Consider the following 24,135-nt stretch of genomic DNA (forward strand, 5'->3'; position numbering starts at 1 on the left):
CGATCTCTTAGCCCAGCTCCAGCAACCCTGGTGGTGGGGTGACCAACAGCCAGCCGTCGTTGAGGTGCACTTCCGGCACGATCGCCTCCACGAACGGCACCATCAGGGTGCGGCCGTCGGGGGTTTTGATCTCCAGCAGTTCGTTGCCGCCGCTGATCAGATCACTCACGCTGCCGATCGCTTCCCCCTCGGCGCTGAGGCGCGCCTCTAAGCCCACCAAGTCGAGCAGGTGAAACTCGCCCTCCTCCAGTTCGGGGCGATCGTCCGCCGGCACCATCAAGGTTTGGCCCACTAAAGCTTCTGCCGCGTCGCGGCTGTCGACCCCCGCAAAGCGCACCACAAACACGCTCTTGCCCGGCAGCTGGCGGCCACTTTTAAGCTCGATTTCTCGTGGGGCCTTGCCCCGGGCTTTCAGCCAGCGGGTGCCGGGCTCGGTGAAGCGCTCGGGAAATTCACTGGCGGGGTTGATGCGCAGCTCGCCTTTGAGCCCCTGCACGGCTACTACCTTGCCCACCGGCAGCCAGTCGTCAGCGGACGTGGGAGCCGCAGAGGTGCTGGCGTTGGTCATGGCCGCAAGAGCAGTCGCCACCTCATCATCCTTCCGCGCGATACTGGGGGTCTGACCGATCCTTTGCCATGGCTTCCGCCGCTCCAATCCTGCCTGGTGCCACGGTGAAGGTGGTGGATCCCCGCTCCATTTACAACGGCTACACCGGCTTTGTGCAGCGCATCAGCGACGACCGCGCCGCTGTGCTGTTTGAAGGCGGCAACTGGGACAAGCTCGTGACCCTGCGCCTGCGCGATCTCAGCGCCGACTGAGGCCCATGGCGGAATCCCTGCGCCTGCAGCTCCGGCGCGTGGTGCTGGAGTCCGGCACCCCAGCCGGGCGGGTCTACAACCTGGTGATCTTTGGGACGATCCTGCTCAGCGTGGTCGGCCTGCTGGTGGAACCGCATCCGATGCGGGTTGCAGCACCCGGTGAGATCCCCCTTTGGGTGGGGGAGCTGGAGAGGGCCTGCCTGCTGGTGTTCATGGCCGACTACCTGCTGCATTTGTGGGTGTCCCCGAAGCCGCTGGCCTACGCGCGCAGCTTCTTTGGTCTGATCGACCTCTCGGCGGTGCTGTTCTTCTTTGTGCCCCAGATCAACAGCGGCCTGATCCTCTGGATCTTCAAGTTCGGCCGGGTGCTGCGCGTGTTCAAGCTGTTGCGCTTCATGGATGAAGCCCAGATGCTCGGCAGAGCCTTGCGGGCCAGCGCCCGCCGCATCGGCGTGTTCCTGTTCTTTGTGGTGATGGCTCAGGTGGTGCTGGGCTATCTGATGGTGGCCTTTGAAAGCAGCCACCCCGACACCCAGTTCCAGACCGTGGGGCAAGGGGTCTACTGGGCGATCGTCACGATGACCACCGTGGGTTACGGCGACTTCGTGCCCCAGACGGTGCAGGGGCAGTTACTGGCAGCGGTGGTGATGCTGCTGGGTTTCGGGATCATCGCCATCCCCACCGGCATCGTCACCGTGGAATCGATCCAGCAAGCCCGTCAGGATCGGCTGCGCGTCTGCAGCCAGTGCGGCCACCAGGAACACCGCCGCGGGGCGCTGCACTGCGATCAGTGTGGAGCGCCCTTGCCGGCCTTGCCTCAGTCGCCTGTCAGCTGAGCAAGGGCGGTGCGGGCCGCCTTTTGTTCGGCTTCTCGGCGGGAACCGCCCCAGCCTTCAGCCTTGAGGTCGGGCGGCAGGGTCACCGTGCAGTGGAAGCGGCGCGGGTCGCCGTGCTGCTGGCTGATCTCTTGGCTGCTGTAGGTCGGCAGGCCAAGGCTTTTCCCCTGGCTCCACTCCTGCAGGGCAGATTTGCTGTTGCCGCGGTGGGGATCCGCCAGCACTGCTTCAGCGCTGCGGCTCCAGTGGGGCGTCAGCCATTGCTGTACCGCATCGGTGCCAGCAATGCGATATACCGCACCTATCAGCGCTTCGCTCAGCTCGGCGCGGATGGTGGCGGCCGCTGTGTTGTCGCCGCTGGCCTTGGGGCCGATGCGCCACCAGCGGTCGATCTCCAGGCTGGCGCCCAGCTCCGCCAGCCAGCGATCACTGACCAGCTGGGCCCTGAGGCTGGAGCGGTCACCTACAGGCATCGCTGGGTAGAGGGCGGCAATGAATTCGCTGGCGGTAAGCCGCAGCACCGCATCCCCTAAGAACTCCAGCTGCTCGTGGTGGGGATTCAGTCCGCTGGAGGTGTGGGTGACGGCCTCCTGCAGCCATGCCTGCTGCGCAGCGTCCAACGCGTTGGGTTTCAGAGCCAGCTCTTGCCAAAGCGTCGCAACCGGTTCGGGGGATGGAGGCATGCCGGCTGGATCTGAGCTGTTTCTGTTGGTTTGATGCTTATTCATAACTGAGTCACATCTGAGAGTTATCTATGGAGTGACTGAGAGCACTTCGCTTGCATGACCCTCGAGCCTGCGATTGGCAGCGATCTGACTCAGGTTGACGCGATCGCACCAGAGGGTGCAGAGGTTCTTGCCAGTTCGGTCAGCGCTGATCTGGTCGCTGTCAGTACAGCGGAGTTTGAGCTGGAGCAGATCGAGTCTTCCCAGCCGGCTGAGGTTTCCGGCGCTGTGGACCTGAAGCCTGTTGATAGTGCACCCGATCAGGCCTCGCCAGTGGAGGCAGGGCCGAGTGCATTGGCAGACCATGCTGCTGTTGAGCAGGTTCTGCCCGAGGCCGTGCTTGCGGAGCCGGGCCAGCCTGATCCTGTTGAGCGCGTGTTGCATTCGGCTGGTTGTGGTTGCGCCGCATGTAGTGGCGGAAGTTCACAGTCGCAACAGGGATCGGGCGCGAATGCGTTGGCGGCTGCCTCGTTGGGAACCCTCGATCAACTGGCGGATTATCTAGAAACGCAATTTTGGACTGATTCGAATACGACGAACCGCAATTTCAATCTGTCGGAGTCAGGAACGTATGCCAAATCTGGTGAGCTGACATACAACACCAGTGGAAATTGGTTCGATGCCAATGGCCTGTCATCTGGTCGCGCCAATATGGTGGATGAGGCCTTCAAGATTTTTGAGGCCACTCTTGGAATTGATTTTCAGGAAACAAGTGCTTTAGACGCAGATTTCGATTTTAGTGATAACCGCTCTGGCGCCTTTGCTACATCCGATCTTTCAGGCAGTGCCATCAATTATTCTTGGATTAACGTTGCGTCAAGCTGGTTTTACAGCAGTGAAGTTTTCGGCGATTACGCCTTTCAAACAGTTCTGCATGAGATAGGCCACGGCCTCGGTTTAGGGCATCAAGGCCTCTACAACGGCACGGGCAGTTATGCCACAGATGCTGATTTCACGAACGATTCGTGGCAGGCCTCGATGATGTCGTATTTCGATCAATCGTCGAATACATCGATCGATGCCAGTTTTGCTTATCTGAGCACCCCGATGGTGGTGGATTGGATTGCATTGGACGATCTCTATGGGCCACAGGGCTACGGCATCAGCAATGCCTTCCTGGGAGACACCACCTTCGGCTTCAACACCACCATCACGGCCAGCACCAGTCAGGTGTTCAATCAGCTCAAGGATTGGATTCCCACGACCGCCTTCACTGTGGTGGATGGAGGTGGTAGCGACACGCTGGATTTCAGTGGTTTTTCAGCCACGCAGCTGATTGATCTTCGGCCATCTGATGCGTCGGCTACCAATGTGTATGCCTCCAATATCGGTGGCAAAACCGGCAACCTCACCTTCGCTCCTGGAACGCTGATTGAAACGGCCATTGGCGGTTCTGGCGCCGATAGCTTTCGCGGCAACAGTCAAGACAACAGCTTCGATGGTGGCCTTGGGACGGACACCCTGTTGGTGAGCGGCGACCTCAGTGATTACCTGCTCACCCTCTCAGGCAGCAGTCTCGTGCTTCGGGACCTGCGTAACGGCAGTCCCGATGGCACTGACACACTCACCAACATTGAGTTTGTGGATTTCAACGGCGAAACCCTTGGTTGGTCGTCCTTGCTGGGGTTGGTGGACACCACCGCTCCCACGCTGAGTGGCCCATCAGGTAGTGCCGGTGATGCCACGTCTGCGGTGTCTGTGGATGAAAACAGCACGTCGGTGACGACATTGACAGCGAATGAAAGCGTGACCTGGTCGATTTCTGGAGGAGCAGATCAGGCGCTGTTCAGTCTTAATAGTTCGAGTGGTGCGTTGGCGTTTTCTAGCGCTCCGGATTATGAGTCGCCGCAGGATGCTGATGGAAATAACAGCTATGTGGTGAAGGTTCGTGCCACGGACGCGGCAGGGAATACAGCTGATCAGACACTCACGGTGAGTGTGCAGGATGTGGATGAGGCAGCGCCTTTGATTGCAGGCCCATCAGGCAGTGCCGGTGATGCCACGTCTGTGGTGTCTGTGGATGAAAACAGCACGTCGGTGACGACATTGACAGCGGATGAAAGCGTGACCTGGTCGATTTCTGGAGGAGCAGATCAGGCGCTGTTCAGTCTTAATAGTTCGAGTGGTGCGTTGGCATTTTCTAGTGCTCCGGATTACGAGTCGCCGCAGGATGCTGATGGAAATAACAGCTATGTGGTGAAGGTCCGTGCCACGGACGCGGCAGGGAATACAGCTGATCAGATACTCACGGTGAGTGTGCAGGATGTGGATGAGGATGCGCCTTTGATTGCAGGCCCATCAGGCAGTGCCGGTGATGCCACGTCTGCGGTGTCTGTGGATGAAAACAGCACGTCGGTGACGACATTGACAGCGAATGAAAGCGTGACCTGGTCGATTTCTGGAGGAGCAGATCAGGCGCTGTTCAGTCTTAATAGTTCGAGTGGTGCGTTGGCGTTTTCTAGCGCTCCGGATTATGAGTCGCCGCAGGATGCTGATGGAAATAACAGCTATGTGGTGAAGGTTCGTGCCACGGACGCGGCAGGGAATACAGCTGATCAGACACTCACGGTGAGTGTGCAGGATGTGGATGAGGCAGCGCCTTTGATTGCAGGCCCATCAGGCAGTGCCGGTGATGCCACGTCTGTGGTGTCTGTGGATGAAAACAGCACGTCGGTGACGACATTGACAGCGGATGAAAGCGTGACCTGGTCGATTTCTGGAGGAGCAGATCAGGCGCTGTTCAGTCTTAATAGTTCGAGTGGTGCGTTGGCGTTTTCTAGCGCTCCGGATTATGAGTCGCCGCAGGATGCTGATGGAAATAACAGCTATGTGGTGAAGGTTCGTGCCACGGACGCGGCAGGGAATACAGCTGATCAGACACTCACGGTGAGTGTGCAGGATGTGGATGAGGATGCGCCTTTGATTGCAGGCCCATCAGGTAGTGCCGGTGATGCCACGTCTGCGGTGTCTGTGGATGAAAACAGCACGTCGGTGACGACATTGACAGCGAATGAAAGCGTGACCTGGTCGATTTCTGGAGGAGCAGATCAGGCGCTGTTCAGTCTTAATAGTTCGAGTGGTGCGTTGGCGTTTTCTAGCGCTCCGGATTATGAGTCGCCGCAGGATGCTGATGGAAATAACAGCTATGTGGTGAAGGTTCGTGCCACGGACGCGGCAGGGAATACAGCTGATCAGACACTCACGGTGAGTGTGCAGGATGTGGATGAAATAGAAGCCAGCGGTTTGGGTGGCGGAGGAAGCTCCACCAGTTCAGGTGGCGGCTCTGCTAGTGGCGGTGGGGGAAGTTCCGGCGGAGGCGGTGGTGCCGGGGGTGGTGGCGGCTCCGGTGGGGGAGGAGGTTCTGGCGGTGCTGCTGGTGGAGGACTGAGTCCTGTTGCCAGTGGCGCGGCCAGCTCTGTGCAATCCATTGAAAATACTGTCGTCAATGGACGCCAATATTTATCGAATGGCGCGGAAACTTTGCTTGGTCAGTCAGCGATTAATATTGGAATGTTAGGTGGAAATGATTTCCTCGAAGTTGTTGGCGGTGAGAATAATTTTGCCAATGGCAATAATGGCGAGGATCACATCGTTTTGAGAGGTGGGCATGGTCGCTATCTCGGAGGTGGTGATAACGACAGGATTGAGGTCTTCAGTTCAGGTGCTGGATCTTGGGTGAATGGCAATAACGGCACGGATGTCGTCATCGGCGCTGTCGATGGCATGGTCTATCGGGGAGGCGCACACAACGATCAACTTCTCGTCAGTGCTGGATTGGTGTGGGGTGATAAGGGTGCGGATACGTTCCATGCCATTGCTGGTGCAGGAATCGCGCAAGTGCAGGACTACACAATCGGAGAAGATGTGATTCGCGGCATTGCTGGAGGTGGTTTCATCCAGACGGATCGGGGTTTGTCCTATGGAGCTGGTGGCGATCAAATGTTGTTGCTTTTGGGCGTTTTCGACCCCTCGCAAGTGGCTTTCGTTTGACTCAATCATTTGCCTTGCCCGACTCTTTCGTCTGGCAGTGTCTTCCCTTTACACAGTCACTGTGCAAATTCGTAAGGAAATCGACTTTCTTATGGCTTCTTAGTGAAGCGGTTCCAATGCTTGTTTTCGTGTATCAGTCATTTGTTTTTAAAGGGTTGAAAGCAGGACATAAGCCGGGTTCTGTTCTCCCTCCCGAGGGAGGGGGGTGATCATCTATCTGGGACCACCGTTACCGGTGGCCTCGAGCGGCTCACAAAGGCGGAACGGGGCAGATGGCCAACCGTCGTTCCTGGGCCTTGCTCCCGGCCGGGGTTTACCGAGCCAGCACCTCTCGATGCTGCTGGTGCGCTCTTACCGCACCCTTGCACCCTTGCCTGTGCCGGCAAACCGGCCATCGGCGGTGTGTTTCTGTGGCACTCTCCTCACGGTCACCCGCACTGGGCGTTACCCAGCAAGCCTGGCCATCGGGGAGCCCGGACTTTCCTCAACCGACGCCGACACGAAGACGGCATGCGATCGCGATCACCTCGCCTACTTTCAAACCCCATAATGACGTTTAAAGGGGCTGTAGCTCAGCTGGATAGAGCGACGGTTTCCTAAACCGTAGGTCGTGGGTTCGAGTCCCGCCAGCCCCGTACCAACCAAGACGTTAGCCGGTATCCACTACTACATTTAGTGGGGTGGTCAGGCGCCACGCTCTCGCTAGCGTTGCTGTAGTGAAACCGGCGCCATGACCCAGCTTCACGATCTCCGGTTACGCCTTCTTGTTCAGCAGGAAAGCGAGCGCATCGCTGACTCCCAGCCCGCCGAACTTGACCTCTCCGTCGTTCAGGCCCGATGCCTTTGCTGGTTGGCCCTCTTGGCCGAAGCGCACGAAGACCAGGCCAGTGACGCTGAGCGCCGCGGTGACACTGAACAGGCGATGGGCTGGTTCGCTGATTCCATGCGCCTCCGCGATGTGATCCAAGTGGTCACGTCCATTGAAATTCCCCTTCCTGCAGTCACCGACAGCGAAGACGACGATCGCAACAATGAGGGTGGCAATGGCGATGGGGGGATTTCCCCCGAGCCTCCGCTCGCCGCCTGATCGGATGTCATGATGGGAGCTGAGCTACGGGTTGCCGGTGCCAGAAGAGCCTTGTCAGTGTCCTGACTGTCAACGCTTCTATCGGGAGCACGATCGGCTGATCCGTGAGAACCCAACTCTGCGGCAGCAGCAGGAGTTGAGTTGGGCTGCGCTCCAATCCTTCCGGACTTTGTCGGGCCGGGTGCTGGAGGATCTGCAGAAGCAGCATGGTCCTCGTGCCGCTGAAGGTCAGGTGCATGCCACTCCTGGCGGTGGTGTGGATGAACCGGCGGATGCCATTCAGCAGGCCATGGCCGATCTGGAAAACATCAACGCACACCTGTTTTCCATCGAAGCGCTGATGGAACGCATCTTTGACGTGCGGGTGCCGGAAGACATCGAGCAGAAATTTCGCGAGCTTGCTGGCGAGCTGGCACCCGATCCTCTCAACGCTGATCGCCTGCGCTTGAACCGTCTGCTACATCAGACCCCCGATCTGCCTGATCGCAGCTGAGCGTTCTAGACAAATTCATCAAAGTCATCCAAAAAGCCCCGGTGGATGCCACCAGGGCTTTGTTATGGCTGCTGCGGTGATTCAGTCTCTGAACTGTTCAGCTGCGGGGCATCCCGTGGCCGTGCGTCCAGCGCCAGTTGTTGATGTCCGGAGAGTCCGTGCCGTGGGTGTGGGCGTACTCGCGGTGCTTGTGGATTTCGTCCTTCATCCGCTCCTTGATGTGAGCGGCGCGGGAGCCGAGGCTCTCCACCCGGTTGATCACATCAATCACCAGGTTGAACCGGTCGATCTGGTTGCTGATGGCCAGTTCCAGCGGCGTGTTGATGTTGCCGTTTTCCTTGTAACCGCGAACGTGGAAGTTGGCATGGTTGGTTCGGCTGTAGGTGAGTCGGTGAATCAGCCACGGGTAACCGTGGAAATTGAAGATCACCGGCTTGTTGGGTGTGAACAGGCTGGTGAAGTCCTTCTCCTTCAGACCATGGGGGTGCTCGCCTGCAGGCGCTAGCGAGAACAGCTTCACCACGTTCACGTAGCGCACTTTCAGCTGGGGGATTTGCTCCCTGAGGATTTCGATCGCCGCCAGGCATTCCTTGGTGGGAATGTCACCGGCGGAGGCCAGCACCACATCCGGTTCATCCAGGTCGGTGCCGCAGTCGTCATTGCAGGCCCAGTCCCAGATGCCGATGCCTTTCGCCACATGGCGACGGGCCTGCTCCAGAGTCAGGTATTGCAAGTGCTTCTGCTTGTCGGAAACGATGATGTTGGAGACGTTGGTCTCTATTAAGGCCTGTTCGGCAACGGCGAGCAGGCTGTTGGCATCGGCCGGCAGATACACCCGGGTGATCGATCCTTTCTTGTTACCCGCCAAGTCCATGAAGCCGGGATCCTGGTGGGTGAAGCCGTTGTGGTCCTGCCGCCAGACGGTGGAGGAGATCAGGCAGTTCCAGGGACCGATGGGTGCGCGCCAGGGAATCTCCTCGCAGTGCTCCAGCCATTTGCAGTGCTGGTTGTACATCGAGCTGATCACGTGGGCGAAGGCTTCGTAGGTGTGGAAGAAGGCGTTGCGTCCGGTGAGCAGATAGCCCTCCATCATTCCGACGAGGGTGTGCTCCGAGAGCATCTCGATCACTGAGCCATCGCGGGAGAGCTCGCTGCCGTTGAGATCTTCGGGAAGAAAATTGGCCATCCACACTTTTTTGGTGGTCTCGTAGACCGCCTGCAGCCGGTTGGAGTGGGTTTCATCGGGCCCGAAGAGCCGGTAGCCGCCAGGGTTCTCTCGGATCAGATCGCGGATCACCTCCCCAAGGGGATAGGTGTTCTCCACTTCGATAATCCCGGGGCTCTGCACGTCAACGGCGTAGTTCTCAATGGCGGGGAAGAGCAGGTCTCGCCGCAGCGTGCCGCCGTTGGTGTGGGGGTTGCTGCCCATGCGCCGCTTCCCCTTGGGTGCGAGGGCTCGGATGTGCTCCTGCACAGCGCCGTTCTCGTCGAACAGCTCCCAGGGGCGGTAGCTCTTCATCCAGTCTTCGAGCAGCCGCAGGTGGCTCTCGTTGGTCTTCACATCTGCGACAGGAACCTGGTGCGAACGCCAGAAGTTCTCCAGTTTTTTGCCGTCGATCTCGTCGGGTCCGGTCCAGCCTTTGGGGGAGCGCAGCACGATCATCGGCCAGCGAGGGCGGAAGGCTTCCCCGCTGCTGCGGGCCTGCTCCTGCACGGCTTTGATGTCGAGCACGGCTTGCTCGAAAGCCACCGCCATCTCTCGGTGCATCGTGTGCGGATCGGATCCCTCCACAAAGATCGGCGTCCAGCCGTATCCCTTGAACAGGTTCTCCAGCTCCTCGTGATCGATCCGGCTGAGGATCGTGGGGTTGGCGATCTTGTAGCCGTTCAGGTGCAAGATCGGCAGAACGGCTCCGTCGCGGATCGGGTTGATGAACTTGTTGATGTGCCAGCTGGTGGCCAGAGGACCGGTTTCCGCTTCGCCATCGCCCACGCAGGCAACGGTGATCAGCTCGGGATTGTCGAGGATGGAGCCACAGGCATGGGAGAGCACGTACCCGAGTTCGCCGCCCTCATGGATCGAGCCAGGCATTTCGGCGGTGCAGTGGCTGCCGATGTGACCGGGGAAGGAGAACATCTTGAAGAACTTCTTGAGTCCATCGGCATCCAGGGATTTGTCGGGATAGCGCTCGCTGTAGCTGCCGTCGATGTACACCGGACCGCGGGCTCCCGGAGCACCGTGACCAGGGCCGGACATGTAGATCATGTCCAGGTCGTATTTGTTGATCAGCCGGTTGGCATGGGTCCAGATGAAGGCCTGGCCAGGGCTTGAGCCCCAGTGCCCTAGCAGCCTGTTTTTGATGTGCTCAGGCTGGAGCGGCTCTCTCAACAGCGGGTTGTCCTGCAGGTAAATCATCCCCACGGCCAGGTAGTTGGCCGTGCGCCAGTAGGCGTCCAGCAGATGCAACTCCTCGTCGCTCGGTGTGGTCACCGGCATCAGCGCCGTTGTGGTGCGGTGGGGGGCAGTGGTCATGGGTGTTCAGCGTGCGACGGAACGACACATCACCGTCAGGCGCTGGCAGCGCTGCCAGCCGGCCTTCTCGGGTTGTTTGGACCGTAGCCATCGCGGCTGAACCTGACCGCGCCACCGCACTACCCGGTTTGCCGACGGCACAAGCGCGCAATCATGCCTTCCTCATCAGCCGGCACAACGACGATCTCAATGTCTCCCCACCAGTGCAGGGCCTGCTGGAGTTCTTCCTGCAGATGCCGGTCGTGCTCGCCGATCCCGCCAGTGAGGGCCAGCACATCCACCCCGCGCAGGCTGGCGGCCATGGCCCCGAGTGATTGGATCAGGCGGTGACGGAACACGTCCAGGGCCTGGATCGCCTCCCTGTGACCGCTTGCAGCTGCAGTCCGGAGGTCCCGCATGTCGCCGCTCAGTCCCGAAAGCCCTTTCAGTCCGGACTCTTTCTGCAGGATGTTGTCGAGGGTGTCCGCGTCAAACCCCTGGCGCATCAGTGCCAGCAGCAGGCCGGGATCGACGGAACCGGAGCGGGTGGCCATCACCAGCCCCTCCAGGGGGGTGAAGCCCATGGTGGTGTCGATGCAAATTCCGCCTTTGATCGCCGCCAGGGAGGCTCCGGCCCCCAGGTGCGCACTGATCAGGCGCAGATTTTTGGGGTCTCGGCCCTGTTGCTGCCACTGGGATGCCACGGTTTCGGCCACATGCTGGTGGTTGATCCCGTGAAACCCGAAGCGCCGGAATCCCTTGGCCGTTAAGGCTTGGGGGATGGCATAGGTGCTGGCGGCTGCCGGCAGGCTGCTGTGGAAGGCCGTGTCGAAGCAGGCCCACTGGGGGCATTCCGGGGTCCGTAGGCGTGCCCAGGCGAGGCCTTTCAAGGCCGGTGGGTTGTGCAGAGGGGCCAGAGGGATCAGTTCGGTGAGGCGGCGTTCCACCTCGGCTGTGATCAACGTCGGCGCCGTGAACCGTTCGCCTCCATGGACCACCCGATGACCGATGCGCTCCAGCCGCTGCTGGTGGGGCGCGATCGCCGGCATCAGCCAGCTGTCGAGCACTGTCTCCAGCACGTCCTCCTTGGACAGGCTGCGTCCCTCATGCCAAACAAAAGCCCCGGTGGAATCCACCAGGGCCGCTTTGAGGCTGGAACTGCCCAGGTTGATCACCAGGCAGAGGTCGCCCATCAGCGCACGTCGCAGGTGATCTCCACGGGCATCGGCGCCACGTCCCAGATGTCGCGGCAGTAGTCGCGGATCGAGCGGTCGGAGGAGAAGAAGCCGGTGCGGGCCACGTTCAGCAGGCTCATGCGGTTCCAGTGCATGCGATCGGTCCAGGCGCGGCTCACCGCATCCTGTGCACGCACGTAGTCGGCGAAGTCAGCCATCACGAAGAAGGGATCGTTGCCGGTGAGGTTGTCGAGCAGAGGCCTGAACAGTTCGCCGTCGCCGTTGCTGAAATGCCCCATTTCAATGAGCCGGATCGCTTCCGCCAGCTCCGGCATCGCTGTGATCAGCTCCCATGGCCGGTAGCCGCCCTGTTTGAGGGCCGCGATCTCTTCCACGGTCTTGCCGAACAGGAAGAAGTTCTCGGCACCCACCCGCTCGCGGATCTCCACGTTGGCGCCATCGAGGGTGCCGATCGTGAGCGCACCGTTCATGGCGAATTTCATGTTGCCGGTGCCGGAGGCTTCCTTGCCCGCGGTGGAGATCTGCTCGGAGAGATCCGACGCCGGATACACCTGCTCGCCCAGCTTCACGTTGTAGTCCGGCAGGAACACCACCCGCAGTCGCCCGTCCATGTCGGGATCGGCGTTCACCGTTTCAGCGATGCCGTTGAGGAAGCGGATGATCAGTTTGGCCATGTAGTAGCCAGGCGCGGCCTTGCCCCCGAAAATCACCGTGCGCGGTGCCAGGCCATCGGCCTTGCCGTTCTTGATCCGCAGGTACTGGGTAATCACCTGCAGGGCATTTAGGTGCTGGCGCTTGTATTCGTGAATCCGCTTCACCTGCACGTCGAACAGGCTGGAGGGATCCACCAGCACACCGGTGTTGCGGTGGATGTAGCTGGACAGCTTGCGCTTCACCGACAGCTTGGTGTTGCCCCAGTGCTCCAGGAAGCCGTTGTCGTGCTGACGCTCCTCCAGGCCGCGGAGCTGGTCCATGTTGGTGATCCAGCCCGGACCCACGTGCTCATCCAGCAGGGTGGCCAGTTCGGGGTTGGACAGGGCCACCCAGCGGCGGGGGGTGACGCCGTTGGTGACGTTGGTGAATTTCTCGGGCCAAAGTTCCGCGAACTCCGGCATCAACTGCTGTTTCACCAGGTCGGAGTGCAGCGCTGCCACGCCGTTCACGTGGTGGGCGCCGATGGTGGCCAGGTGGGCCATGCGCACTGCTTTGCCGCCATCTTCATCAATGATCGAAAGCTTGCGCTGGATGGCGTCATTGCCGGGGTAGCGCAGTCGCACCTGCTGCAGGAAGCGACGGTTGATCTCGTAGATCAGTTCCAGGTGGCGGGGCAGCAGGCTGCTGAACAGCTTCAGGTCCCATTTCTCTAGCGCTTCCGGCAGCAGGGTGTGGTTGGTGTAAGCCACCGAGCGGCTGGTGATGTCCCAGGCCTTCTCCCACTCCAGGTGCCGGTCGTCGATCAGCAGACGCATCAGTTCCGCCACGGCGATGGCGGGGTGGGTGTCGTTCAACTGCACGGTCCAGTGCAGGGGGAAGTCCTCCACCGACAGGCCGCGCTCATCGAGGCTGCGCAGCATGTCCTGCAAGGAGCAGCTCACGAAGAAGTGCTGCTGCTTGAGGCGCAGGCGTCGGCCTTCATCGGTGCCGTCATTGGGGTACAGCACCTTGGAGAGGGTCTCGCTGCCCACCTTCTCCTCCACGGCGCCGTAGTAGTCGCCGATGTTGAAGGCGTAGAAGTCGAAGCTCTCGGTGGCATCGGCGCGCCACAGGCGCAGCCGGTCGCAGGTGTTGACGCGATAGCCGAGCACCGGGACGTCATGGGGTACGCCGATCGCGTGTTCCGAGGGGATCCAGCGCGAGCGGTAGTTGCCCTTGTCGTCGATGTAGCTCTCGGTCCGGCCGCCGAAGCCCACGAAGCAGGCCTGGTCGGGCTGGGGCAGTTCCCAGGGCCATCCGCCTTTCAGCCACTTGTCGGTGACCTCCACCTGCCAGCCGTCGCGGATCAGCTGATCGAAGATGCCGAACTCGTAGCGGATGCCGTAGCCGGTGGCCGGGACCTCCAAGCTCGCCAGCGATTCCATGTAACAAGCCGCCAGGCGACCGAGGCCGCCGTTGCCCAGGCCCGGCTCTTCTTCCACTTCCAGGATCTGCTGCAGCGACTCAATGCCAAAACGCTTCAGCGCTTCTTCGGCTTCCTCTTGAATCCCCAGATTCAGCAGGTTGTTGGCCAGCTGAGGACCGATCAGAAATTCCGCCGACAGGTAGGCCACGGTTTTCTGCGGTCGGGCCCTGATGGCTTCCCGGCTGGCCAGAAAGCGGGTCATCAGCCGGTCGCGCACCGCATAACTGAGCGCCATGTACAGGTCATGACGACTGGCGGAAGACGCCAATTTGCCCAATGTGAAGAACAGGTGCTCCGTCATGCCGTCGAACACGGCATCGGCATCGAGGCCTGCGCGTTCCGGGTCGATAGAGCACCCGGGGGTGGGCAAACGCAGGTCGAGGGGCTCGGAGGTGCTCATCGCGTTCCTGGAGATGGTTTGAGGTTGGCTCGGATTGGGCAATCCGGAGCACTCCTTGTGGGTTTCCGGTCAGACCGACCAGTCCTGAACTGGAAGGAATACCCGGAACGTAGCCATCACATCGAGGTCTGAACCGTCTGTCGCCATCGATTCAAAACAAAGGCTCCAGCGGTGGCGCGAGGCGCTGTCCGAAGCGTCCTGGTGAGCAGTGCGGGAACCCGTTTGCCGATAAGGTCCCGCGAGAGGACCCGAAGTTTGTAATGCTCGCTGCCGCGATGCCGCCGCTACTCACGCCGTTGCTGGCTGAGATTTCGGCCCACGATTTCGAGATGGCGGAAACCCTGATCGGGGTGGCTCGTTTCGTGTTGATCTTCGTGGCGGCCCGGGCGCTGGCTGAGGTGTTGGTGCGGCTCCAGCTGCCCACGATTCTTGGGGAACTGTTGGCGGGCGTGATTATCGGTGCCTCAGGCCTGCACCTGCTGGTGCCCCCGGACACCCATGCGCAGCTCAGCGAGGGCTTCGTGACCTTGGTGAGTGGACTGGTGAGCATCCCTCCCGACTCCGTTGCCGAGATCTACAACGAGAGTTTTCCCTCGCTGGAAGCCGTCGCTCAACTCGGCCTCTACGCCTTGTTGTTCCTCGTCGGTCTGGAGACGGAGTTGGAGGAACTCGTCGCCGTGGGCGCTCAGGCCTTCACCGTCGCTGTCGCGGGTGTGGTGCTGCCCTTCGCGCTGGGCACCTGGGGCTTGATGGCTCTCTTCCACGTGGATGCGATCCCGGCGATCTTCGCGGGTGCGTCGATGACCGCGACAAGCATCGGTATCACCGCCAGTGTGTTCAGTGAGCTGGGCTACCTCAAAACCCGCGAAGGCCAGATTGTGATCGGCGCAGCCGTGCTCGACGACATTCTTGGCATCGTGATCCTGGCGGTGGTGGTGTCCCTCGCGTCCGGCGGTTCCCTGGACATCGCTCCGATTGTGAAGCTGGTGGCTGCTGCGGCCGTGTTCGTGGTGGCGGCCATCGGCTTGAGCCGCACCGCAGCACCGGCTTTCGACTGGCTGATCGACAAGTTCAAGGCCCCCGGGGAAGTGCTGGTGGCCTCTTTCGTGCTCCTGGCGCTGAGCTGCTTCACCGCCACCGCCATTGGTCTGGAGGCGGCTCTGGGTGCCTTCGCTGCTGGTCTGATCCTCAGCAGTTCCAAGCACAACCACGCCATTCAGCAGGCGGTGCTGCCGATCGTGACCCTGTTCGCCACGATTTTCTTCGTGCTGGTGGGTGCCGGCATGGATCTGTCGGTGATCAATCCCTCCGATCCTTCGAGTGGCTCGGCGTTGATCGTGGCTGGCTTCCTGTTGGTGGTGGCGATCATCGGCAAGATCGCTGCTGGCTGGGCCTTTGTCAGCAAGGAAAAAACCCGTCGCCTGGTGGTGGGGCTGGGAATGATGCCCCGCGGTGAAGTGGGCCTGATCTTCCTGGGTCTGGGCACCAGCGCCCAACTGTTGTCGCCGTCACTCGAGGCGGCGATTCTGCTGATGGTGATCGGCACCACCTTCTTGGCGCCGGTGCTGCTGCGTCTGGTGATCGGTGGCGATAAGCCCGACGACGGCGACAAGGTGGATGACGAGGTGGCCGCCAACCCGGTGGGTCTGCTCTGAGGCTTACCGCTTCTGGGCCAGGGTGAGAAACAGGCTCCAGCCGATGGTGATCAGTGCCAGGCTCGATGCCCAACCGGGGCCGAGGGCCCAGCCCAGCAGCAGCTGAATCACCAATCCCACCGCTAGGGCCAGCAGCAGGCTGCTGATCACCAGGGCGATCTGACGCCAGGTTTCGTTCAGCGGTCCACTCTCGAGGCTGGCTTCAAAGCGGCCGAGTGGTGCACTCAGCGGCAGATACAGGGCAATGGCCCAGAACAACCCACCGCTGAGTGTCGCTCCCTGCAGCAGCAGGCCTGGGGTCTCATCGAACATCGCAGCGCTGGTGGCCCGGCAGGGCGAAAGGAGGTTGAGCTGCCTAGCATCGCGCCCCCAAGCAGCAGTTGTGGTGAGCGAGGCTCAGCAGTCCTGGTGGCAGTTCCAAGGTCATGCGGTGCATGGGCTCTGCGAAACGCCTGAGACCGGCCATCTGCAGCGTCCCGCGTTGCTGTTGGTGCATGGTTTCGGGGCCTCTACTGATCACTGGCGGCACAACATTCCCGTGCTGGCACGCACCCACGAGGTGCACGCCATCGATCTGCTCGGATTCGGGCGCAGTGCTAAACCCGCAGGTCTGGCCTACGGCGGAGCGCTCTGGCGTGACCAGCTGGTGACCTATGTGCGCGAATGCATCGGACGCCCCACGGTGATCGCCGGCAACTCCCTGGGGGGCTTTGCAGCCCTGGCGGCGGGGGCGGCTCTGGGGGATCACGCTGCTGGTGTTGTGCTGCTCAATGCTGCAGGTCCCTTCAGCGACGAGCAGTCGGCAACGCCGGAGGGCTGGGGGGCGATCGCTCGCCGGACCATTGGCACTGCGCTGCTCAAAAGCCCCGTGCTGCAGCGGCTTCTGTTTGAGAACCTGCGCCGTCCTGCCACGATCCGGCGCACGCTCAATCAGGTGTATATCGATAAAACCAACGTGGACGACTGGTTGGTGGAGTCGATCCGACGTCCTTCGCTCGACCCCGGTGCCTTCGGCGTGTTCCGCACCGTGTTCGACATTCCCCGGGGGCAGCCCCTCGATGAGCTGTTCGCTGGCCTCTCCGCACCGCTGCTATTGCTTTGGGGCATCCGCGATCCATGGATCAACGCCGCGGGGCGCCGCTCCAGCTTCCAGCGTCATGCACCGGAAGCCACCACGGAAGTGGTGCTGGAGGCTGGCCACTGTCCCCATGACGAGGTGCCTGAGCAAGTGAATGCTGCCTTGGCGTCCTGGCTGGAGTCCCTGGAGGCCTCGCCCGTCAGCCCGAACACATCCAACCTGGAGCCTTCCCTGTAATTTCTGGCCAGTCTTGGGGTTGCCGGTCCTGTGGCCATGACCTTCCGTCAGCAGTCAGCTCCCTATGCCCACTGGGAGTTTGTGCACCCCACCAGTGGTGATCGCCTGCGGGTGGTGCCCGAGCGTGGTGGCCTGGTAACGGAGTGGCGCTGCAACGAACGCGAGATTCTTTACCTCGACCAGGAGCGCTTCGCCGATCCCAGCAAGAGCGTTCGCGGTGGCATCCCCGTGCTGTTCCCGATCTGCGGCAACCTGCCCGGCGATCGTTTGCCGCTGGCCAGTGGCGATGTCACCCTCAAGCAGCACGGGTTTGCTCGTGACTTGCCATGGAGCATCGCCTTGCTCGACGACCAGAGCGGTGTTCAGCTCACGCTGAAGGCCAGCGCGGAGACGCTGGCGGCCTACCCCTTTCACTTTGAGGTGGTGATGGCCATTCGCCCCCAAAGCGATGCTCTTGAGATCGTCACCACCATCCACAACCAGTCCGAGGCCGGTCGTGAGCCGATGCCCTTCAGCTTCGGCTTGCATCCCTATTTCAATGTGTCGGACCTGGGCCGGACCCGCTTTGAGGGGCTGGCCCCCCGTTGCCTGAACCATCTGGAGATGGCTGAAGCAGACACCGCTGATCAGCTGGGCCGCTTGCCGGAGGGCGTGGACTTCCTCACCCGCCCCGCCGGTCCGGTGACCCTGGTGGATGAACTTGCCGGCACCCGCCTGCAGCTGGACCATCAAGCGCCCATGGATCTCACCGTGGTGTGGACCGAGCCGCCGCGCGCCATGGTCTGTCTGGAGCCCTGGACCGGGCCGCGCCAGGCCTTGATCAGTGGTGATCGCAAATTGGAGCTGGCCGCCGGCCAGAGCACCACGCTGCGTTGCCACTATCGGGTGAGCTGAGGGCTCTCAGCCCAAGGGGGCTGCGACGCCGGGCAGGCGACCACGGGCCAGCTGATGCTGGGGATCGAACTGGCGTTTGACCGCTGCGATCACAGCTTTCGATGGGGCATCCAGCCACGCCGGCAGCTGTTCGTTGTCTGGCGTGGGGGCTGGTTGTTTCAGCACGGTCATCTCACCGCCCAGCTCGAGCACCCGTTGGCGCAGGGCCTGCACCTGGGCAGCGGAACTGACCGCCTCGCCGCTCTGCCAGGCTTCACCGCTGCCACGGCCCGCCGCCAGCCGCCAGTGCCACCCCTGTAACTGCTGGCAGGCCTCACTGGTGAGCAGCTCGGCGCAGCGCGCCGGGGGTAGGCAGAGGCGCAGCAGCCATGTTGTGGGTGGGTCGATGCTGATTGGGTCGGGGATGGCCTCAGCCCAGCTCTGTGGCCTGGTTGTCAGACCAGCTTCGGCGGCCAGGCGAGCGATCGGATCGAGCTGATCCTGCACCGCCGCATCGCTAATGCTGGCCACCCCCAGTTGCAAGCAGCAGTCGCCTGTGTCAGTGCGTTCCCAGTCGATCCAGTCGGGGGTGAAACCGCTGCCCACCACCGTGGCGCGCACCGATTCGAGCTGATGGGCTGTGCCGCGGATCAACAGCGCACGGCGGTGATGGCGCAACGGCTGCACCCGCAGGGTGACCTCCGTGATCAGCGCCAGGCTGCCCCAGCTGCCGCAGAGCAGGCGCATCAGGTCGTAGCCCGCCACGTTCTTCACCACCCGGCCGCCGGCATGGGCGGCGACGCCGTCGCCCCGCAGCAGGCCGATGCCGATCAGCTGATCGCGCACACCCATGTGCCGCTGCCGCAGGCTTCCGGACAGTCCACGGGCCACCAGCCCGCCCACCGTGCCTCCACTGGTGGGTGTCTGGATGCAGCTTCCCCAGGGCCAGTCCACCGGCAGCCACTGCTGCTGTTCCGCCAGCAGGCGCTGCAGCTCCATCAGCGGCAGGCCGGCTTGCACCGTGATCGTCAGGTCATCCACCGCATGGTCGATCACCCCCTTGAGGTGTTGCACGCTGAGGCTCGGACCCGCGTTCTGCAGGGGGGCACTCCAGTCCAGGCGCGTGGCCAGTCCTGCCGGGGTCCAGGCTTGGCCGTCGCTGTGCAGCTGTCGCACCAACGTCCTCAGCTCGGCGTCAGTGTCCGGCAGCAACAGCGTTTCGGCGCGGGCGTCAGCGATGGTGGGCAGGGGATGCACGGGATGATCGTGCCATGACCATTGTTGTGATCGACGACGATCCCACCGGTTCGCAGACGGTGCACAGCTGCCCGTTGCTGCTGTGTTGGGATGTGGACACGCTGCGGCGGGGGTTGCGCCACCCCTCGCCGCTGCTGTTTGTGCTTGCTAACACCCGGGCCCTGCCGCCAGAGGCCGCTGCTGCCCGCAATCGCGAGATTGTGGCGGCTCTGGAGCAGGCGCTTCAGCACGAGGGCCTCGACCCCAGAGATCTGGTGCTGGTGAGTCGGGGTGATTCCACCCTGCGGGGCCATGGCGTGCTGGAGCCGCAGGTGCTGGCGCAGGAACTGGCCGGTCGCTTCGGGCCTGTGCAGGCCACGTTGCATGTGCCGGCGTTTCTCTCCGGCGGCCGCACCACCGTTGATGGCGAGCATCGGCTCCACGGCCAACCGGTGCACACCACCCCCTTCGCTCGCGATGGCAGTTTCGGCTTCAGCACCAGTCAGCTGGATGCCTGGCTGGAGGAGAAAAGCGCAGGGGCGATTCCGGCTGATTCAGTACTGCGACTGACGGGAGAGCAGCTTTCGTGCGCCGCTGCGGCACGGCACCAGGATGCGGCGGCGGCGGAGCCTTTTCAGGCGTTGGTGGCCTGGCTGCAGGCACTGGATGGCAATCAACCGGTGGTGGTGGATGCGGAGCACCAGGAGCAGCTGGATGCCCTGGGGGCTGCCGTGTCGGCGTTGCAGGGACAGCGACGGTTTCTGTTTCGTTCCGCTGCGAGCCTGATCAATGGCCTGGTGGATGGTGGGGGCGAACCCCTGGGTCCGCAGCCCCTGGATGCTGAAGGTCTGGCGGCCCTGCGGCGCTGTGATCCTGCAGGGCAGCCTCTCCCCGGTTTGGTGCTGGTGGGATCCCATGTGCCCTTGGCCGATCAACAGCTGGAGACGTTGCTGTCGGATCCCCGCTGCGAGGGGCTGGAGCTGCCCGTGGCCCGCATCGCTCGGGTGCTGGAGGGCGGCACTCCGGATCTGCTGCTGGCCGATTTGGAGCGTGAATGGCAGGCGCGCCTGCGGCAGCTGCTGGCCGATGGCCGGACGCCGGTGCTGTTCACCAGTCGCGGCGAGCTGCGCTTTGGAGAGGGAGCCCAAGCCGATCGGCGTCGTCTGGCCTTTGGCATGGATTTGGCTCGACTGATGGCACGGCTCGCCGCCGCTTGCGTGCCGCAGCTCGGCTACCTGATCAGCAAAGGGGGAATCACCACCGGCACCCTGCTGGCGGAGGGGCTTGGCCTGGGCGCGGTGCAGCTGGAGGGGCAGCTGCTGCCGGGGTTGTCCCTGGTGCGGCCGTTGCTGTCTGGGGAGATGTCTGGGGAGTTATCCGCTGATTCCGCTCCGCTGTCGGATGTGCTGGCAGCGGATCTCGCGGGGCTGCCAATCCTCACCTTCCCGGGGAATCTCGGCGATGCCTCCACCTTGGCGCAGGCCTGGCGTCTGATGGATCGCGGCGTCTGATGGCGTTGTGCCTGGGTTGGATGCGGCCTAGGCCGAGATCAGTTGGGCGCTGTGGGCCAGCAGTTCCATCGGGTGACGCACCGTTGCCGCCACTTGGCTGTCCTCCAGATGCCGGCGCAGCTGCAGGGTGCAACCGATGTTGGCGCTGGCGATCAGCTCGGCTCCGGTGCCGCTGAGGTCGTCGACCTTGATGCGCCCCAGTTCCCCTGCTTCCTCTGGTTGCACCAGGTTGTAGATGCCGGCACTGCCGCAGCAGACCCCTGCCTCGGTGGCTTCGCGCAGCTGCAGATGGGGAATGGCCTGGAGCAGTTGCCGCGGCTGACCGGTGATGCCCTGGCCATGAATCATGTGACAGGCATCGTGATACGCCACCGTCAGGGGGCGAGCGGCTGAGGCTGGGCTGCCATCGGCATGCTGGAGCGGCTGCAGAGAGGCCTGGAAGTCTGGATTTAAGCCCTGCTCCGCCAGGAATTCGTGCACGTCCTGCACGGGGCAGACGAAGGAATTGGTTCTGTCGCCAAGGATTTCGCCATAGGCCTTGAGGGTGTGGCCGCAGCCGGAGGCTGCCACCAGCACGGCATCGAGTGGTTCTGCGCCGCCGGCGTGCTCGAAGCGTTGCACCAGGTCCGCCGCTAGCTCCCGGGTCTGCTCCATCTGCCCCTGGTGATGGCTTGCGGCTCCGCAGCAGCCCTGCTCCTTGGGAATCACCACCTCGAAGCCGTTGGCCTGCAGCACTGCCAGCGTGGCGGCATTCACCGCCGGGTCAAAACAGCGTTGCACGCAGCCGAGCACCAGCCCCACCCGGCCGCGGCGTGCACCGACAGCCGGGTTCACAGGGGCGAAGCGATCGGCGAATCCTTCTCCTGCAAGCGGTGGTAGCAGTGCCTCCATCGCCTCCAGCTGGGGGCCGAGCAGCTTCAGGGCACCGCTGTTGCGGGCCAGCTTCTGCAGTGGTGTGCCGGCGTAGGCGCGCAGGGGGGTGAGCAGGGCACGCAGCCGTCTGGGATAGGGCAACACCGTCAGCAGCAGCTTGCGGAAGCTGGTCTGCCAGGGAGTGCGCAGTTCTGGCTGATTGAGACGGGGCCGGGTGGCTTCGATCAGCTGGTCGTAACGCACGCCGGAGGGGCAGGCGCTCACGCAGGCAAAGCAGCCCAGGCAGCTGTCGAAATGCCCCGCCACCGTGGCGTTCATCTCCAGCTCACCGGCTGCGATGGCCTTGAGGGTGTGGATGCGGCCACGGGGGGAATCCATCTCTGTGCCCAGCACGCGGTAGCTGGCACAGGTGGGCAGGCAGAAGCCGCAGTGCACGCAGGGATCGGTGACCCCCTCCGGCAGGCCAGGGAGCGTAGTGGTTGCGGGCTCGGCGCTACGGGGCTTGCTCATCATCTGAGTCTGGCTCTGTCAGCCCATTGCCGGCTGGACTGAACAAGCAATCGTTGTTGGTTGAGATGTCGAATGAATCTCACTCCTGAAGGGCTGTGATTCTTCGGATGATCCCGGTGCGATCGCTCGAGTTGTGCCGATAGATCAACTCCGTCTTGTAGTTGTGCAGGATGGGCTCGATGAGATCAATGCTTTTATCAAGGTTTGCGATGAGATCGCCTACTTTTGGTGTGTAAATTGAATCTTTTTTTGCGCCTCTAGCTACGGTGAATTTTTTGCTAATAGGGTTGTATTCAATGAGTGATTTGTAGGGTATTTGATCTAGGTTGTCCTTGTGATTCGAAAATCTTGACTTTTTGCTGATAATAATATTGACATCATCGCCTGATTCGCGTATTTCAGTGCTGACTTGCCGGAGTTTTTCGTAGGTTGATTGAATGTAGCTTTGCTCTTGTTTTTGTTCAACGGCCATGCTTGTAAAAGTATTTTTAGAAGTCATATGATCTGCGCTGATTACAGCTGCAGAGGCGAGAATTGCGTAAATTGTCTTCTTTCTGTTTGTGAGTTCTTGTTGTTTGCCTTTCTCGACGAGTTCAATCCATGCCCAGGCAATGTTGATGGTGATAATGAGTTGAGCTGGGAGCGCAAGATAGCTGCCTGCATCAAATTCATAGGTTGCTGCAAGGGCGCTGATGTAGCCCAGCGCTGAGAGGTTAATCGCGTCAAGAAGGCAGAATCGAATCTTTCCTTTTGCGATCGCAATGGTGCGTGCTATCGCAATGAGCGCAAAGATATAAGTGCGAAGATCAAAAAAGATTTTGTGCTCGGCGTCGATATTGTAAGCCCCTTCTAATCTGTAACTGCTTGGAATTAGAGCTAGGATGATGTAGCTGGTGATGAATAATAGTGAGAGGCTGCAAAGCCAATGTTCGAGTCGATGGCTTCGGTCGCTTGGTAAAGAGGCTTTAGGTTTGTTCTGTGACCGAAGACGATGGTTGATCTTGTCTGCGGTCCAAAGGCTTGCTGGCGGGATAATAAAGAGCAGAATGGCAATATCTTTGATAAAGATCCCGATCAGTGCCCAAAGGAGGGTTTCGTAAAATGATGATGGACTATGCGTTTTGAGATGTCGCAGGTACGCATTGACGTACAGAATGAAGATTAGGCATAGCAAGCGCTCGCAATAAATGACATGAAAAAAAGCAGTTCCCGTTGAAGGGTGTATAAGTAGCAGCGCTGTGAGCAAAAGCACGGTTGAAGACTTTGCCTTGTGCTGCTCTCCTAGATTGTTGAGGAACTGCACGCTAAGTAGCACGATCCCGATCAGCTCTGCCGCGCTGAATAGCATCCACGTTTTAATGTAAATGGTGAACCAGCTCAGGATGTGAAGGTCTTGATGGGCAAGAGGGAAGAAACGATAGTCAGTCCGACGCATTGTCTCTGCGATGAAGTTTCCTCGTAGTGAGAAGTTGTCAAGAAAATTTCCTCGCATCACGTCTGGATACCAACCAAACATATCTTTGTAGAAATATGTTGTTCCTGAAATCATCGCCACTGTGTAAGCAGCGAATAGGGCTGTGGTGATTGGATTGTTGCGTATGAACTCCAGGCAGGATTTCACGGGGCCTGGAGAAGTGTGTTCGGTTTCTCGTGCCTCTAGTTGCCTGCTGATGAAAATTTTGCTGATCAGGTAACCCACTGCGATCAACAGCAAAATCAGCCAGATGTCATGGGTTAGTCCTTGGTATTGATAGCGAAGAGCTCTTCCTGATTTTGAATCTGGTGTGGGGAGAAAAGCTCTGTTCTGTTGCAACCATCCCCAGAGGGTCATGCCGATCGTGCTGACGAGGGTCAGTACGACCAGCAGTCTTCTTAGTGCAGGTGTCCTGCCGAGGCTTGTGCCAGCATCGAATTGATCACGCATGGCTCATTGGCGCCTAATTTATTTTGCTGTGCATGAAGCAACGAAGTCACGGCACTTTGAA

Annotated in this window: 18 protein-coding genes, 1 tRNA gene and 1 other RNA gene; 10 read left to right on the forward strand and 10 right to left on the reverse strand. The window is 61.0% G+C overall.

Going from position 1 to position 24,135, the window contains the following annotated elements; all coding sequences use genetic code 11:
- Positions 1-7: 7 nt before the first annotated feature.
- The gene (gene rimM / locus SynNOUM97013_RS00820; RefSeq protein WP_186481336.1) at positions 8-568 is read right to left on the reverse strand and encodes a ribosome maturation factor RimM; all 561 of its coding nucleotides are present in this window, start codon (positions 566-568) and stop codon (positions 8-10) included.
- 68 nt (positions 569-636) lie between these two features.
- Between rimM and SynNOUM97013_RS00825 the strand changes: the two genes are divergently transcribed.
- The gene (locus SynNOUM97013_RS00825) at positions 637-819 is read left to right on the forward strand and encodes an NAD(P)H dehydrogenase subunit NdhS (protein ID WP_186480384.1); all 183 of its coding nucleotides are present in this window, start codon (positions 637-639) and stop codon (positions 817-819) included.
- 5 nt (positions 820-824) lie between these two features.
- Entirely contained in the window at positions 825-1,655 is an 831-nt protein-coding gene (locus SynNOUM97013_RS00830) for an ion transporter (RefSeq protein WP_186480385.1), read from the forward strand.
- Here SynNOUM97013_RS00830 and SynNOUM97013_RS00835 read toward each other — a convergent pair.
- The gene (locus SynNOUM97013_RS00835) at positions 1,637-2,338 is read right to left on the reverse strand and encodes a ribonuclease III family protein (RefSeq protein WP_186480386.1); all 702 of its coding nucleotides are present in this window, start codon (positions 2,336-2,338) and stop codon (positions 1,637-1,639) included. The two genes, SynNOUM97013_RS00830 and SynNOUM97013_RS00835, sit on opposite strands and share 19 nt — an antisense overlap.
- Positions 2,339-2,437: 99 nt before the next feature.
- On the opposite strand from SynNOUM97013_RS00835, the gene SynNOUM97013_RS00840 reads away from it, so the two are divergent.
- Entirely contained in the window at positions 2,438-6,370 is a 3,933-nt protein-coding gene (locus SynNOUM97013_RS00840; protein ID WP_186480387.1) for a M10 family metallopeptidase C-terminal domain-containing protein, read from the forward strand.
- Positions 6,371-6,523: 153 nt separating this feature from the next.
- Here SynNOUM97013_RS00840 and rnpB read toward each other — a convergent pair.
- Positions 6,524-6,909, reverse strand: an RNA gene (gene rnpB / locus SynNOUM97013_RS00845) — RNase P RNA component class A.
- A gap of 22 nt (positions 6,910-6,931) precedes the next feature.
- On the opposite strand from rnpB, the gene SynNOUM97013_RS00850 reads away from it, so the two are divergent.
- The 3 genes from SynNOUM97013_RS00850 (at position 6,932) to SynNOUM97013_RS00860 (ending at position 7,950) form a co-directional block, all read left to right on the forward strand.
- Positions 6,932-7,005: transfer RNA gene (locus SynNOUM97013_RS00850), tRNA-Arg, on the forward strand.
- Positions 7,006-7,100: 95 nt separating this feature from the next.
- Positions 7,101-7,457: a hypothetical protein gene (locus SynNOUM97013_RS00855; RefSeq protein WP_186480388.1), complete on the forward strand. Its 357-nt coding sequence runs from the start codon at positions 7,101-7,103 to the stop codon at positions 7,455-7,457.
- 37 nt (positions 7,458-7,494) lie between these two features.
- A complete protein-coding gene (locus SynNOUM97013_RS00860) occupies positions 7,495-7,950 on the forward strand; it encodes a hypothetical protein (RefSeq protein ID WP_186480389.1) in 456 nt (151 codons plus the stop codon).
- A gap of 97 nt (positions 7,951-8,047) precedes the next feature.
- Here SynNOUM97013_RS00860 and SynNOUM97013_RS00865 read toward each other — a convergent pair whose 3' ends face one another.
- The 3 genes from SynNOUM97013_RS00865 to SynNOUM97013_RS00875 all read right to left on the reverse strand — a co-directional run bounded on the left by SynNOUM97013_RS00865 (position 8,048) and on the right by SynNOUM97013_RS00875 (position 14,177).
- On the reverse strand, positions 8,048-10,483 hold the full coding sequence (locus SynNOUM97013_RS00865) for a phosphoketolase (protein WP_186480390.1): 2,436 nt from the start codon (positions 10,481-10,483) through the stop codon (positions 8,048-8,050).
- A 119-nt stretch (positions 10,484-10,602) separates the two neighbouring features.
- Positions 10,603-11,655: an acetate/propionate family kinase gene (locus SynNOUM97013_RS00870; RefSeq protein ID WP_186480391.1), complete on the reverse strand. Its 1,053-nt coding sequence runs from the start codon at positions 11,653-11,655 to the stop codon at positions 10,603-10,605.
- Positions 11,655-14,177 (reverse strand): glycogen/starch/alpha-glucan phosphorylase, encoded by a 2,523-nt coding sequence (locus SynNOUM97013_RS00875; protein ID WP_186480392.1) that lies wholly within the window; start codon positions 14,175-14,177, stop codon positions 11,655-11,657. The genes SynNOUM97013_RS00870 and SynNOUM97013_RS00875 overlap by 1 nt, the downstream gene beginning before the upstream one ends.
- Positions 14,178-14,437: 260 nt before the next feature.
- On the opposite strand from SynNOUM97013_RS00875, the gene SynNOUM97013_RS00880 reads away from it, so the two are divergent.
- Positions 14,438-15,832, forward strand: coding sequence for a cation:proton antiporter (locus SynNOUM97013_RS00880; RefSeq protein ID WP_186480393.1), 1,395 nt, complete (start codon positions 14,438-14,440; stop codon positions 15,830-15,832).
- Between the two features lie 3 nt (positions 15,833-15,835).
- Here the strand turns inward: SynNOUM97013_RS00880 and SynNOUM97013_RS00885 are convergent, their stop codons facing one another.
- Complete coding sequence (locus SynNOUM97013_RS00885; protein WP_186480394.1) at positions 15,836-16,144, reverse strand: hypothetical protein; 309 nt, start codon at positions 16,142-16,144, stop codon at positions 15,836-15,838.
- Positions 16,145-16,214: 70 nt separating this feature from the next.
- Here SynNOUM97013_RS00885 and SynNOUM97013_RS00890 point away from each other — a divergent pair, with 70 nt between their 5' ends.
- Complete coding sequence (locus SynNOUM97013_RS00890; protein WP_255442859.1) at positions 16,215-17,147, forward strand: alpha/beta fold hydrolase; 933 nt, start codon at positions 16,215-16,217, stop codon at positions 17,145-17,147.
- Positions 17,148-17,183: 36 nt separating this feature from the next.
- Positions 17,184-18,041, forward strand: a complete 858-nt coding sequence (locus SynNOUM97013_RS00895; RefSeq protein WP_186480396.1) for a galactose mutarotase — start codon at positions 17,184-17,186, stop codon at positions 18,039-18,041.
- A gap of 6 nt (positions 18,042-18,047) precedes the next feature.
- On the opposite strand, the gene SynNOUM97013_RS00900 is transcribed toward SynNOUM97013_RS00895, so the two are convergent.
- Complete coding sequence (locus SynNOUM97013_RS00900; protein WP_255442860.1) at positions 18,048-19,277, reverse strand: FAD-binding oxidoreductase; 1,230 nt, start codon at positions 19,275-19,277, stop codon at positions 18,048-18,050.
- A gap of 14 nt (positions 19,278-19,291) precedes the next feature.
- Between SynNOUM97013_RS00900 and SynNOUM97013_RS00905 the strand changes: the two genes are divergently transcribed.
- On the forward strand, positions 19,292-20,767 hold the full coding sequence (locus SynNOUM97013_RS00905) for a four-carbon acid sugar kinase family protein (protein ID WP_186480397.1): 1,476 nt from the start codon (positions 19,292-19,294) through the stop codon (positions 20,765-20,767).
- 27 nt (positions 20,768-20,794) lie between these two features.
- Here SynNOUM97013_RS00905 and SynNOUM97013_RS00910 read toward each other — a convergent pair whose 3' ends face one another.
- On the reverse strand, positions 20,795-22,150 hold the full coding sequence (locus SynNOUM97013_RS00910; protein WP_186480398.1) for a (Fe-S)-binding protein: 1,356 nt from the start codon (positions 22,148-22,150) through the stop codon (positions 20,795-20,797).
- Positions 22,151-22,229: 79 nt separating this feature from the next.
- Positions 22,230-24,074, reverse strand: coding sequence for a hypothetical protein (locus SynNOUM97013_RS00915; protein ID WP_186480399.1), 1,845 nt, complete (start codon positions 24,072-24,074; stop codon positions 22,230-22,232).
- Positions 24,075-24,135 lie beyond the last annotated feature (61 nt).

The sequence above is a fragment of the Synechococcus sp. NOUM97013 genome (assembly GCF_014279815.1).
In the GTDB taxonomy this organism is placed as follows: domain Bacteria; phylum Cyanobacteriota; class Cyanobacteriia; order PCC-6307; family Cyanobiaceae; genus Synechococcus_C.